At 60.7% G+C, this 13,088-nt stretch carries 11 protein-coding genes; all 11 read left to right on the top strand.

From position 1 onward, the window contains the following. Nucleotides 1–20: 20 nt before the first annotated feature. The gene (locus ACZ9XP_RS04635; RefSeq protein ID WP_240803407.1) at nucleotides 21–2,240 is read left to right on the top strand and encodes a FimV/HubP family polar landmark protein; all 2,220 of its coding nucleotides are present in this window, start codon (nucleotides 21–23) and stop codon (nucleotides 2,238–2,240) included. Between the two features lie 100 nt (nucleotides 2,241–2,340). Further along, a complete protein-coding gene (locus ACZ9XP_RS04640) occupies nucleotides 2,341–4,335 on the top strand; it encodes a type IV pilus assembly protein FimV (RefSeq protein WP_465188076.1) in 1,995 nt (664 codons plus the stop codon). Further along, nucleotides 4,332–4,964 (top strand): hypothetical protein, encoded by a 633-nt coding sequence (locus ACZ9XP_RS04645; protein ID WP_147685012.1) that lies wholly within the window; start codon nucleotides 4,332–4,334, stop codon nucleotides 4,962–4,964. The genes ACZ9XP_RS04640 and ACZ9XP_RS04645 overlap by 4 nt, the downstream gene beginning before the upstream one ends. Next, nucleotides 4,961–5,749, top strand: a complete 789-nt coding sequence (truA, locus tag ACZ9XP_RS04650) for a tRNA pseudouridine(38-40) synthase TruA (protein ID WP_147685015.1) — start codon at nucleotides 4,961–4,963, stop codon at nucleotides 5,747–5,749. Before ACZ9XP_RS04645 ends, truA begins: the two co-directional genes overlap by 4 nt. A 1-nt stretch (nucleotide 5,750) precedes the next feature. Then, nucleotides 5,751–6,404, top strand: coding sequence for a phosphoribosylanthranilate isomerase (locus ACZ9XP_RS04655; RefSeq protein WP_465188077.1), 654 nt, complete (start codon nucleotides 5,751–5,753; stop codon nucleotides 6,402–6,404). 23 nt (nucleotides 6,405–6,427) lie between these two features. Continuing rightward, nucleotides 6,428–7,627: a tryptophan synthase subunit beta gene (gene trpB, locus ACZ9XP_RS04660; RefSeq protein ID WP_147685020.1), complete on the top strand. Its 1,200-nt coding sequence runs from the start codon at nucleotides 6,428–6,430 to the stop codon at nucleotides 7,625–7,627. Then, on the top strand, nucleotides 7,624–7,953 hold the full coding sequence (locus tag ACZ9XP_RS04665) for an antibiotic biosynthesis monooxygenase family protein (RefSeq protein ID WP_147685022.1): 330 nt from the start codon (nucleotides 7,624–7,626) through the stop codon (nucleotides 7,951–7,953). Before trpB ends, ACZ9XP_RS04665 begins: the two co-directional genes overlap by 4 nt. After that, nucleotides 7,950–8,744, top strand: coding sequence for a tryptophan synthase subunit alpha (trpA, locus tag ACZ9XP_RS04670; protein ID WP_147685024.1), 795 nt, complete (start codon nucleotides 7,950–7,952; stop codon nucleotides 8,742–8,744). Before ACZ9XP_RS04665 ends, trpA begins: the two co-directional genes overlap by 4 nt. 77 nt (nucleotides 8,745–8,821) lie before the next feature. Then, entirely contained in the window at nucleotides 8,822–9,694 is an 873-nt protein-coding gene (gene accD, locus ACZ9XP_RS04675) for an acetyl-CoA carboxylase, carboxyltransferase subunit beta (protein WP_147685027.1), read from the top strand. A 351-nt stretch (nucleotides 9,695–10,045) separates the two neighbouring features. Beyond that, nucleotides 10,046–10,672 (top strand): methylamine utilization protein, encoded by a 627-nt coding sequence (locus tag ACZ9XP_RS04680; RefSeq protein ID WP_465188078.1) that lies wholly within the window; start codon nucleotides 10,046–10,048, stop codon nucleotides 10,670–10,672. Between the two features lie 37 nt (nucleotides 10,673–10,709). Then, on the top strand, nucleotides 10,710–12,998 hold the full coding sequence (locus ACZ9XP_RS04685) for an EAL domain-containing protein (RefSeq protein WP_147685033.1): 2,289 nt from the start codon (nucleotides 10,710–10,712) through the stop codon (nucleotides 12,996–12,998). The last annotated feature ends 90 nt before the right edge of the window (nucleotides 12,999–13,088 follow it).

Below are 13,088 nucleotides of genomic sequence, written 5' to 3' on the forward strand. Positions count from 1 at the left end.
CGATGCTAGCCAATAAAAAGATGAGTTCGCTGTTGGTGGCCTTGCTGTTTTCTACGGCCGCCTGGGGCGGGCTGGGGGGGATAGCGGTACGCTCCAATCTGGGCGAAGTGCTGCGTGCCGATATCGACCTGACCGGCAGTGCCGAAGACGAAATCGTGCGTGTTGGCCTGGCCTCTCCCGATACCTTTCGTGATCTGCAAGTAGACTACAGCCCGGCGCTCACCAGCCTGCGCTTTGCCCTGGCGTATCGTTCCAACGGCAAGCCCTATATCCGGGTGCTGTCGGTTCAGCCTATCAGCGACCCCTACCTGCGCTTTGTGGTAGAGGCCAAAACCGCCAGTGGCCGCTCGATTCGCGAATACACCGTGCTGCTGGACCCGCTGGAATACCCGAACAAAGCGGATGCCATCGAGCGCTCTGCCAAAGCCATTGCTGCCGCCGAGCCGGCGCGCCTGAAACCCGCTACACCGTCTGCCGTGCGGATCCCGCTGCCAGCACCAGCTGCACCGGTGTCAGCGTTGCCACCGGATTTCATTGTGGTCAAGCGAGGTCAGACCCTGGCCCAGGTTGGCCGCATCGCGCGCGCAGAAGGCGCTACCCTGCGCCAGACCATGGCGGCATTGGTGCTGGCTAACCCGTCTGCTTTTGTAAACGGCGACCCTGCCACGCTGAAAACCGGTGCGCGGTTGCGCATACCATCGGCAGCCACAGCGCGGGCGCTGAAGTCGTCGCGCGTGGCTGAGGTGCTGGACGGCTTTGCCGCGGCACCGGCCAAAGCGGTGCAGAAGGCGGCCCAGCCGCTGATGCCTGCCCCGGCGGCACCGGCTAATACAGCACAGCCCGTGTTGAAGCTGGAACAACCCGAGCCCGCCTCGGCCCCAGCTGCTGCCCAGGATGCGCAGCTCAAGGCCGCGCAGCAGAAAATCCAGGAGCTGGAAGACAAACTGAAATCCCTGCAGATGGCTGCGTCTGCTGCATCTGCCATGGCTGCAATTCCGGCTGAGTCCGCTTCGGCACCGGTGCCGGCCCCTGCTGCATCGGCCCCCGCTCATCAGCCGGCAGCACCACAGCCTGCCAGCGCACCAGAAGAGGAAGGCCCTGGGCTGATGTCCCAGGTGATGGACTATCTGCCCCTGATCGCGGGGGGGAGTGCTGCAGTCTTGCTGGGCGTGGCGGCACTGCTATTCGTGCGCCGCCGCAAGCGCGGTACCAAGGCCGCCACTGAAGCGGCAGGTGCTTCCATTCTGGGGGCCGGCACGGTTGGCCGCGTAGCGGGTGTGGATGAAGCTGGTGGTAATACTTTCCTGGCAGACTTTACCCGCACCGGCATGAGTGGTGTGGATGCGGGCGAGGTCGACCCGATTGCCGAGGCCGAGGTGTACTTGGCTTATGGCCGCGACCAGCAGGCCGAAGATATCCTGAAAGATGCCTTGGCCAAAGACCCGACGCGCCACGAAGTCCGCCTGAAACTGATGGAAATTTATGCATCACGCCAAGATAAGGCAGCGCTGGAAGCCCAGGCGCGTGAGCTGCATGCTGCGGTAGATGGTAAAGGCGCACTGTGGTCGCGTGCGGCCGCCATGGGCCTGTCGGTGGATCCGACTAACCCGCTGTATGCGGGTGAAGCTAGCCCGGCCGCATCGGTAGCGGCAGCTGCGCCGGTAGCTGCGGCTGCCGCCATGAGTATCGATCTGGATTCCGAGCTGATGGGCGAGCCTGAACCGCTGCCGCAAGAAGCCTTTATCGAGCCGGAATCCATTGCAGTAGAAGATGACGACCCGCTGCGTAATGCGCTGTTTGGCGAGCCGGCAGTGGCCGAGCCTGCGCCCGCACCTGATCTGGACCTGGAAAGCCTGCTGGCTCAGCCTGCGCCCGAGCCGGAGCCGCCAGCAGAAGAGCCGCCAGAAGACAAGCACATGTTGGATTTCGACTTTAATCTGGACACCCCGGAGCCGCCACCCGCCGCCCCCACCGCCCAGCCGGAGTCTGTGGATGATGCATTTGATTTCGATATGTCCACGCTGGATAGCCTGGGCAGCCCGCCGGCTAGCGAGCCGGCAGCGCCATCGCTGGACGGTATGAGCCTGTCGGATGACCCGCTGTCCACCAAGCTGGATCTGGCCCGTGTTTATCTGGACATGGGTGACAAGGAAGGTGCACGCGAAGTGCTGGAAGAGTTGGCCGCAGAAGCGCAAGGCAGCCTGAAGTCGGAAGCGGAGGCTTTGCTGGCGTCGCTGTAAATGTTGATGCAGATCGTGTAAGAAGTTAATGTGCTTTGTGAGTACTGCAGCTTATGGGTACTATGCCTGAACATCAAAAAGAACTGAAAAAGGACATGGGGTGACATTGCGGCCATTAGTTGCGGGGCTGGCGATCGCATTTGCTGCTGCGTCGCCATGGGCACAGGCGGGTCTGGGGGGGATCCGCTTGCTTGCTGGCCCGGGTGAACCGTTTTATGCGGAGGTAGCGCTGGATCCGGAACAGGGGCTGGAAAACCCTTTTGTTGCCCTGGCATCCCGCGAGCGCTATTCCACCCTTGCGCCGTACTCTGACAAGGCCAGCCAGCTGCAGATCAAAACGGTTGAGGTGGCTCCGCAGCAGTATCTGGTGCGTATTACCGGCCCGGCACTGGCGCCGGGTGAGCCATTCAATTTTGCCCTCGAGCTGTCTTGGCCTTCCGGCAAGGTGGTGCGTGAGTATCGCGTGAGCGGGGGCGGGCCTGTACCGGGCCCGTCTGGCAAGAAAGAAGACAGTAGCGCTGCCTTGGCGGAGCGTCACCCGCTGATCGACGAGCCTGGTGGTCTTGCCTTTGGTGAGGGGCGCTTGCTGTCTGCGCGTGGTCTGCCGATGCGCGCTGAAATCGAACTGCTGGGGGAGTGGCCGGCATCCATTAGTGCCGCCACGTTTGCCGTACTTTCCGATGATAATGCCCTGGGCAAGCCCGTGCTGGCGCTGCATCAGCGCAAAGGCCGCCAGTGGTTGTCAGTCAGCTCAACTACGCCCCTGCAGCAGGCCCGTGTGGCGTTTAGCCTGGAGGCCCGCCACGACGGTGCCATCATTCAGCGTGGTTTCGTATTTGCCGTGCCCCAGCGTGGTGTTTCCCTGAGCAAGCCCCTTGTGCGCCCGGCCGCGCAGGCTATCGACATGCCAGGGCAGTACCGCGTGCAGCCTGGTGATACCTTGTCCGGTTTGGCGCGGCGCTTTGCCCAGGGCAAGACGGTTTCGCAGACAGAAAATGCACTGTACGCGGCCAACCCCACGGCTTTTGCCCATGGTGACAGAAACAAGCTTTTTGCCGGTGCGCTGATGAAAGTGCCGGCAGCGGCAGTCGAAGCGCCTGCCGCGACTAAGCCGGCAGCTGCACCAGAAAATGCCGCGAGGCCTGCTGTAGTAAAGCCGCTGGCATCTGCTGCAGCTGCGGCTGCGCCTGAGGCGTCTGCCCCCAAGGCAGAACAAGCTACCTCAGCGCCTGCGGTGTCTGCCGAAGAGCAGGAAAAACTGGCCCAGTTGAAAGCTGCCCAGCAGCGACTTGACTGGCTGGAGTCCGAGATCAACCGCTTGTCTGCCCAGCCGCCCAAAGCAACCATTGCGCATCGTCCGGAAGAACCCACTGTGCAGGATGAGGCGTTCCTGGATGAAAACCTGACGCAGTGGGTGCTGTACGGTGTGGGGGGCTTGTCTGTTGCCAGCTTGCTGGCATGGCTGCTGGTCAAGCGCCGTCGTGCCGCAGCCAAGTCGCCGCAGCTGGTGTCAAGGCAGCGTAATGCGATGGGGCCGGTGACTATCAGTGCCTCCCTTGGCCCGGATGAGCAGCCCCTGGCGCAGCCGATTGCCGACGATATCAACTTGCAGGCGATTGATGTGCTGGCAGAGGCTGATGTGCTGATGGCGTATGGCCGTTTTGACGCGGCCGAGCAGCTGCTGCGCGAAAGCCTGGCGAATGAGCCGGATCGCGAAGATCTGCGTATGAAACTGCTGGACCTGATTGCCCGCAAGGGTAACCGGCAGGAGTTCGAGTCGGTAGCGCTGGACTTGTTGGCCGTATTCGGCCCGACGAGTGGCCTGTGGAAGCGCGTGCTGCAGCTGGGGGGTACGCTGGACCCGGATAACCCGCTGTATCGCCCCGCACAGCAATCATCGGAGCATTTCGTGCTGGATGAGCCCCGTGCACCGGTAGATCTGGGCAATTTTGCGCCAGAGCCGGACGAAATGGTGCCGCTGGCTAGCCAGGTAGATAATGCCGAAGCAGCGCAGGATCTGGCACGGCTTTACCGCGAGATGGGCGATACAGAGACAGCCGATGCCCTGTTGCGCGAGGCCGGTATCAAAGCGTGATTGTGGCCTTATTTCACCCGACAGCCAGCCTCCTAGTCTGGCTGTTTTTCATTGTGGCCTTGTCCGGCTTGCATGGTGCGGGCTTGCTGTGGGCCACGGGGCTATGGCTGATGGTGCCGGGTGCCTGGCGTGCGTTGCTGCGCGCGGTATGGCCTATGCGCTTCTTGCTGCTGGCGGTGTGCCTGCTGTCTGGCTGGTTTGTGCCGGGCGTGCCGTGTTGGGCAGGGCAGGCGTGGTCGCCGTCGCGTGAGGGCCTGCAGCTGGGCGGCGAACAGGCGCTGCGCTTGCTGGTCATGTCTGCCAGCGTGCGCCTGCTGTGGCTGGCTTACGGGCAGGCCGGTTTTCTGGCTGGCTTGCATCTATTGCTTGCCCCGCTGGCCTGGCTTGGCTTGCCGGTAGGGCGCTTTAGCCTGCGGCTGGTGCTGACGCTGCAGCAGGCTGAGCAGCTGCTGGCTGCGCGCCCGCGCTTGTCGCTGGCCTGGCTGGCAGCCAGCCTGCAGGCAGATCAGGGGTCACAAACCCTGCCGGATAAGGTAGAGTTGGGTTTTTACTCTTGGCAGTATCGGGATGGGGCGCTGGTGTGTGTGGCCGGCCTGGTTCTGATCATCATCATGAAAGTAGTGCAATGAGAATCGCGCTGGGTCTGGAATACGACGGGCGCGCATTTGCCGGCTGGCAAACCCAGCCAAGTGGCAATACCGTACAAGACAAGCTGAATCAGGCGCTATCGGCGATTGCCGGTGAGCCTGTCAGCACCCTGGCAGCAGGGCGCACCGATGCCGGTGTGCATGCCTTGATGCAAGTGGTGCATTTTGACGCGCCGGTCAGTCGCCCGCTGAATGCCTGGGTGCGCGGCGTCAATGCGCATTTGCCACCTTCGGTGGCCGTGGTGTGGGCGCGTGAGGTGAGCGATGAGTTTCACGCCCGGTTTTCTGCGTTTTCCCGCTCTTACCGCTATTTCTTGCTGACGCACCCGGTGCGCCCGGCACTCACCGCAGGCCGCGTTGGCTGGTACCACCAGCCGCTGGATATCGATGCCATGCGCGCCTCAGCCGCCGTGTTGCTGGGGCAGCATGATTTTTCCAGTTTCCGTGCGGCGGAATGCCAGGCCAAGTCGCCGCTCAAGCATTTGCAGCAGCTGGATATCACAGAGAGCCAGGGTCTGATCCGTTTTGATCTGACCGCCGATGCGTTCTTGCACCACATGGTGCGCAATATGGTGGGCGCGCTGGTGTATGCCGGCAAAGGCAGCCTGGATGTGGCGGGCATGCAGGCCTTGTTGGCCGCATGCGATCGCACCAAGGCGCCGCCTACCTTCATGCCGGACGGGCTGTACCTGACCGGCGTGGGTTACCCGGCCGCTTTTGATCTGCCCACCCAGGCGCAGCCAGAGCGGCTAACACTGTGGAGATAGCATGACAGTGCGTACCAAGGTTTGTGGCTTTACTCGCCCACAGGATGCGGTGGCCGCCGCTGCGCTGGGCGTGGACGCTATCGGGCTGGTGTTTTATGCGCCCAGCCCGCGCCATGTCACCATTGCGCAGGCGCAGGCCATCATTGCCGCCTTGCCGCCCTTTGTCAGCGTGGTCGCGCTGTTTGTGAACCCGACAGTAGCCGACGTGCAGCAGGTATTGGCCGCGTGTGCCATCGATGTGCTGCAGTTCCACGGTGAAGAAACGCCGGCCTTTTGCCGTAGTTTCCAGCGCCCTTACTTGAAAGCCGTGCGCGTGCGCCCGGGCATGGACCTGGCAGCCTATGCGGCCAACTATCACGATGCACGCGGCTTGCTGACCGACGCCTTCGTGGAAGGTGCCCATGGCGGCACCGGCGCCGTGTTCGACTGGAAGCTTATCCCGCCATCCTTGCCCTTGCCGTTGATCTTGTCCGGCGGGCTGGATGCGGCCAACGTGGCCGATGCGGTGCGCCGTGTAAAACCCGCCGCGGTAGATGTGTCCAGCGGGGTAGAAGCGGGTAAAGGTATCAAGCACCCCGAGCGTGTGGCGGCGTTTCTGGCCGCGGTGCGGGAAGGGCAACATTCAATGGCACCAGGCATGGGTCTGGCGCCTTAAAACAAAACCATCAGGAGCATTCCATGAGCAGTTATGACTTCCCCGATGCACGTGGCCGTTTTGGCGCGTATGGCGGTGTCTATGTAGCGGAAACATTGATGGCAGCATTGGACGAGCTGAATGCCGAGTACGCCCGCGCCAAGGCTGACCCGGCATTCTGGCAAGAGTATCACCACGAGCTGAAGCACTTCGTGGGCCGCCCCAGCCCGATTTACCATGCCAAACGCTGGTCCGAGCAGCTGGGGGGGGCGCAGATCTATTTCAAGCGCGAAGACCTGAACCACACCGGTGCGCACAAGGTAAACAACACCATCGGTCAGGCCTTGCTGGCGCGCCGCATGGGCAAGAAGCGCGTAATCGCTGAAACCGGTGCCGGCCAGCACGGCGTGGCCTCGGCCACGGTGGCGGCCCGCTACGGTATGGAATGCGTGGTGTACATGGGTGCAGAGGATGTGAAGCGCCAGGCGCCTAACGTGTTCCGCATGAAGCTGCTGGGTGCCACCGTGGTGCCGGTAGAAAGCGGCTCCAAAACCCTGAAAGACGCGCTGAACGAAGCGATGCGCGACTGGGTAACCAATATCGACAGCACGTTTTACATTCTGGGTACCGCCGCCGGCCCGCACCCTTACCCCATGCTGGTGCGTGACTTCCAGCGCATTATCGGTATCGAAGCCAAAGAGCAGATGCAGGACATGTTGGGCCGTCAGCCGGACATGGTGGTGGCCTGCGTAGGTGGTGGCTCCAACGCTATCGGTATCTTCCACCCTTATGTGGATGTGGATGGCGTACGTCTGGTGGGTGTAGAGGCGGGTGGTGACGGTGTAGACACCGGTCGCCACGCTGCACCGCTGTCAGCCGGCAAACCTGGCGTGCTGCACGGCTTCCGTAGCTACCTGATGCAGGACGAGGACGGCCAGATCATCGAGACCCATTCGGTATCTGCCGGCCTGGATTACCCGGGCGTGGGTCCTGAGCACAGCCTGCTGAAAGACATTGGCCGTGCCGAGTACGTGGCCATCAACGATGACGAAGCGCTGAAGGCATTCGAGGACTGCTGCCACCTGGAAGGCATCATTCCGGCGCTGGAGTCCAGCCACGCGCTGGCGCATGCTGCCAAAGTGGCCCCCACCATGGGCAAAGACCAGATCATTCTGGTGAACCTGTCCGGCCGTGGCGATAAAGACATCAACACCGTAGCCGGTCTGATGGGTATCACGCTGTGATCGTCGCGCCGGTGCTGGAGGCAGCCTATCTGCAGGTGAGGGCAGGGCAAGAGCGGGCATTTGAACAGGCTTTTAAGCAGGCCTCGCCTCTGATTGCCGCCACTGCCGGCTACGCCGGCCATACCCTGCAGCGCTGCCTGGAAGTGCCGGGGCGCTATCTGCTGCTGGTGCAGTGGCAAACGCTGGAGGCCCACACAGTGGGCTTTCGGCAATCGCCGCAGTACCAGCAGTGGCGCGCGTTACTACATCATTTCTATGATCCGTTCCCGGTGGTCGAGCACTTCGAAACCGTATTGAACTCCCCATGCAAGGACCATACCGCATGAGCCGTGTAGCCGAAACCTTTGCACGTCTGCAAGCTGCAGGCGAAAAAGCCCTGATTCCTTTCATTACCGCTGGTGATCCGCACCCCGGGCTGACCGTGGGCCTGATGCACGGCCTGGTAGATGGCGGTGCCGACATTATCGAACTGGGCATTCCGTTCTCCGACCCCATGGCGGATGGCCCGGTGATCCAGCGTGCCAGCGAGCGCGCCCTGGCACACAAGGTTGGCCTGCGCCATGTGCTGGCCATGGTGAAAACCTTTCGCGAAACCAACCAGCACACCCCGGTGGTGCTGATGGGTTACCTGAACCCGGTGCATGTGCTGGGTTACGAGGCGTTTGCCCAAGCGGCAGCCGCAGCGGGTGTGGATGGTGTGCTGACGGTAGACTGCCCGCCAGAAGAGGCAGAAGACCTGACCGCCGCGTTGACCGCCGCGGGGCTAGACCCGGTGTTCCTGATTGCACCGACTACGCCGGCTGAGCGGGTGCGCGAAATTGCCCGCCTGGCGCGGGGTTACGTCTACTATGTGTCATTAAAAGGCGTTACCGGCGCGGGAAATCTGGACATTGACGACGTAGCGCGTAAAATTGCCGCCCTTAGAGAACACATTACTGTACCTATCGGTGTGGGCTTTGGTATTCGTGATGCCGAAACCGCCCGTGCTATCTCCGTGACGGCAGATGCTGTTGTGGTGGGTAGCCGCCTGGTACAGGAAGTCGAGGCGGCAACACCCGAAACTGCCGTAGAGCAGTTAACCCGTCTGGTAGCCACACTGAAGGCTGCCATCCGTTAGGACAATACTGGATACCCGTTCCAGTGATACTGCGGCCAGCACTACGTTGGCCGCAGCTTTAGATTCAAGGAGTCAGCATGAGCTGGTTGAACAAACTCCTGCCGCCGAAGATCAAGCGCGATACGCGCGTGAGCAAGTCGTCGGCGGTGCCGGAGGGGCTGTGGAGCAAGTGCCCGGCCTGCGAGGCGGTGCTTTACCATACCGACCTCCAAAGCAACCTGCAGGTCTGCCCCAAGTGTGGCCATCACCACCCGATTCACGCCCGTGAGCGCCTGGATGTCCTGCTGGACGCCGAAGGCCGCCGTGAAATAGGTGCCGAAGTCAAACCGGTAGACATTTTGAAGTTCAAGGACAGCAAACGCTATCCGGATCGTCTGGATGCCGCGCAGGAAGCCACTGGCGAAGACGACGCGCTGGTGGTGATGCAGGGCAGTATCCACAATCTGCCGGTGGTCGTGGCCGCGTTCGAGTTCCGCTTTATTGGCGGTTCCATGGGCTCTGTGGTGGGTGAGCGTTTCGTGCGTGGCGTACAAGCTGCGGTAGAAGCGCGTGCGCCGTTTATCTGCGTGGCTGCTTCTGGTGGGGCGCGCATGCAGGAGGGCCTGAATTCGCTGATGCAAATGGCCAAGACCTCGGCCGCATTGCAGCTGCTGTCTGATCACCAGCTGCCGTTCATTTCCATTCTCACCGACCCCACCATGGGTGGTGTGTCGGCCTCGTTTGCGTTCCTGGGCGATGTGGTTATCGGTGAGCCGGGCGCGTTGATCGGCTTTGCCGGCCCGCGTGTGATCGAGCAAACCGTGCGTGAAACACTGCCGGAAGGCTTCCAGCGCTCGGAGTTCCTGGTGGAAAAAGGTGCCATCGACATGATTGTCGATCGCCGTGAGCTGAAGCTGCGCGTCGCTACCCTGCTGGCCATGCTGCAAAAAGAGCCGACGGTCGCAGCTTGATCGCTCATCCGGCTGGTCTTTGCCTGTGATGCTGGCCTTTGTGTCCGCCGTCATGGAAAAAGTGGCTTGGTGATTGAACAGATAGTGCGCCAGACAAAAAGGACCCCCCTGCTTGCCAAGCAAGCAGGGGGTTCCTTTTTGTCGGTAGCCCAGCGGCGGGCGGATTTTTTGCGTTTTATAAGGTGCGCTATCGCAGCATGGTGGAAGCTATGGGGGTGATTTGGCGTTTTTAAATTAAAATATATCAAAATACAAAGTATGATTTGAGTTCTATTAATTTGCATGCCACTTCAAGTGTGCCAGCTTGCTGCTTTGTTGGATAATGACGGGATACAAGCATGGGGCGGCCAGATGAAATATGACAAAATTGCGGCAAGCGTGAGGGTGGCTGTGCTGACAAGCTTGGTGTCCCTTGCTGCGCAGGGTGCTGACGTGACGGTGAGCATTAGTGATGGTCAGGGTTTGGCTGTGGCAGATGCCGCTGTTTATTTTCAGCCACTGCAGGGCAGGGCCCCGAAGGGTGGGCAAAAGGGGTCTATCGAACAGATAGACAAGACGTTTGTGCCCTATGTATCCATCGTTCAGACAGGCACGGCGGTCTCTTTTCCTAACAAGGACACGGTGCGCCATCATGTCTATTCGTTTTCGGCACCCAAGGTCTTTGACCTGAAACTGTACTCGGGTACGCCCAGCCAGCCGGTGGTGTTTGACAAGCCGGGTCTGGTAGCGCTGGGCTGCAATATTCACGACTGGATGCTGGCGTATGTGCTGGTGGTGGATACACCCTGGTTTGCAGTGAGCAAAGACCGCGGTAGCGCCGTAGTAGAAAATGTTCCGGCGGGTGATTACTACATGGTGATATGGCACCCCCGCATGAAAGAAGAAATGATGCAGCAAATCAAAGTAGGGGGCAGCGCGCAGGCTGTGCGGGCCAAGGTGATATTGAGCAAGCCAGACTTGCGCCGGCAAGGGGGTTAGGGTGCGCTTGGCCAAAACGTTGCGTTTCAGGGTGACCTTGCTATTTACCACTTTGCTGGCAGTAGTACTGGGCCTGTCTTTTTTTATGGTCAGTGCGGCCAACCTGGGTATTTTTGAAGAGCAGGCCGAGCAAGAGCTGGAAACCGGGCAGCGGGTGTTCAACCGGCTGCTAGAGCAAAACAGCAAGCTGTTGATTCAGGCAACGCAGGTGCTGGTGGGTGACTTTGCTTTCCGCGAGGCGCTGGCGACGGCGGATGGACCGACCATGCTGTCGGCACTGCAAAATCATGCGCATCGCTTGGGCGCCGAGCTGGTGTTGCTCAGTGACCTGCAGGGCAGTGTGCCGGCAGATAACCTGGGTGTGGCACGAGATGGCGTCTACCCGTTTCCCGACCTGATGCAGGCAGCACGCAAAGATGGCGTGGCCAGCGGTATCAAGGTGGTGAAGGGCGAGGCTTACGAGCTGGTCGTGGTGCCGGTAAAAGCGCCTGTCGTCATCGGCTGGATTACATTGGGTGTGAAGCTGACCGAGAAGGTAGCAAAAGATCTGAAGGAAATGTCTGACCTGGAGGTGACTTTCATCACCATGGGCAACAGCGGCCGCTGGCGTAGCTTTGCGTCTACCCTGCCGCAGGATCAGCTGAAAGACCTGCTGGCCAACCCTACGCATGAAAAACGGCTGGAGTTGGCTGGGGCGCCGCACCAGTCACGCTTTTTGCCCATAGCCAGCGGGAGTGGTGACAAGGTTTATGCGGTGCTGCAGCGCCCGTTGCAGGAGATTCTTGCGCCGTTTTATGCTCTGCAAAAAGCCTTGCTGGCGTTGGCGATTGCCAGCTTGCTGTTGTGTATTCTGGCCAGTTTCAAAGTGGCAGGGATTGTGACCAAGCCATTGCACCGTCTGGTGGCAGTGGCCAAAAAGATCCGTGATGGCAGCTATGCCGAAAAAGTAGAGCGGCCGGAGACCAGTGAGCTGGCCGAGTTGGCGGATAGCCTGGATCGCATGCAGACCGCCATTTCCGAGCGTGAGCAGGAAATCCTGGCCTTGGCTTATCGTGACACGCTGACTGGCCTGGTAAACCGTGCCGGCTTCCTGAGCGAGCTGGGCCGCAGGCTGGAGGATGCTGGGCAGAGTCAGACCGTCATGCTGCTGGATCTGGACCGTTTCCAGCAGTTGAATGACACCCTGGGCCATGTGGCGGGTGACCGCGTGATCATGCGTATCGGTTTCTGGTTGCACGCCGAGGTGTCCCGCTTTGGCGGCGTACTTGCCCGTCTTGGTGGTGACGAGTTTGCTTTTGTCGTGTCCGGTACCGACTATCAGGAGGTGCTGCAGGCGGTGCTGCAAGGCTTTGAGCGGCAGCTGGCGGTAGATGAGAAAAAGCTGGATGTGCGAGCCAGTATCGGTATTGCGTGCTATCCGGAACACGCGGCTACCGCGCAGGACCTGCTGCGCTGTGCTGATGAGGCCATGTATGTGTCCAAGCGCAAGAAGTGCACTGTGTCGGTATACGATGCGGCCAAGCGCCAGTTCCGCGAAGAGCACCTTTCCTTGCTGGGTGACCTGAAAGAAGCCCTGAATCAGGAGCAGCTTACCCTGCATTACCAGCCCAAAGTGGCACTGGATGGCACGCTGCATTGCGAAGCGGAAGCGCTGGTGCGCTGGGAGCACCCGGTGCGCGGTTTTGTGCCGCCGTTCGAGTTTATCCCGTTTGCCGAGCAAACCGGTTATATCCGCGAGATTACCCATTGGGTGATTGCACGTGCCTGTATTGATGGCGCCGAGCTGTTGGCCGCAGGCTCGCCGGTGCGCATTTCGGTCAACCTGTCCACGCGGGATTTGCTGGATGCGGCACTGCCGGCGTTCGTCGACAGTTGCCTGCGTGTGGCAGGTCTGCCCAAAGAGTACCTGTGCCTCGAAATCACGGAAAGCGGGGTGATGGAAGACCCCGATCGCGCATTGGAGACGCTGCACGCTTTGCGCAATATGGGCATGGCCTTGGCTATTGATGACTATGGTACCGGTTACTCGTCGCTGGCTTACGTCAAGCAGCTGCCAGTTTCGGAGCTGAAGATAGACCGTGCCTTTGTCAAAGAAGTGGTCGAGAGTGAGGCCGATGCCATGATTGTGCGCTCCACCACCGAGCTGGCGCATTCGCTGGGCTTTAGCGTGGTGGCCGAGGGGGTGGAAACACGCGAGATCAGCGACAAACTGCGCGAGCTGGGTTGCGATTTTGGCCAAGGCTATTTCTACTCCCGGCCTTTGCCGCTGGCCGCCTTTGCCAGCTGGTTGCGTAACTATCAGAGCGGGGAGCGGGCAGCCCCTTAGTTTCTGCTGGGTGTGCGTATTGCCTGAAAAATATGCGGCACAGCCAAGTGGCTGATGCCGCATATTTTTTTTGTGGTTTTCACAGCTTGT

This window comes from Vogesella perlucida (assembly GCF_979366545.1).

Bases quoted from the DNA above. Each gene is read 5' to 3' on its own strand.
- ACZ9XP_RS04635 (WP_240803407.1), top strand. From the start codon at position 21: ATGAGTTCGCTGTTGGTGGCCTTGCTGTTTTCTACGGCCGCCTGGGGC.
- truA (WP_147685015.1), top strand. From the start codon at position 4,961: ATGAGAATCGCGCTGGGTCTGGAATACGACGGGCGCGCATTTGCCGGC.
- ACZ9XP_RS04655 (WP_465188077.1), top strand. From the start codon at position 5,751: ATGACAGTGCGTACCAAGGTTTGTGGCTTTACTCGCCCACAGGATGCG.
- trpB (WP_147685020.1), top strand. From the start codon at position 6,428: ATGAGCAGTTATGACTTCCCCGATGCACGTGGCCGTTTTGGCGCGTAT.
- trpA (WP_147685024.1), top strand. From the start codon at position 7,950: ATGAGCCGTGTAGCCGAAACCTTTGCACGTCTGCAAGCTGCAGGCGAA.
- accD (WP_147685027.1), top strand. From the start codon at position 8,822: ATGAGCTGGTTGAACAAACTCCTGCCGCCGAAGATCAAGCGCGATACG.
- ACZ9XP_RS04680 (WP_465188078.1), top strand. From the start codon at position 10,046: ATGAAATATGACAAAATTGCGGCAAGCGTGAGGGTGGCTGTGCTGACA.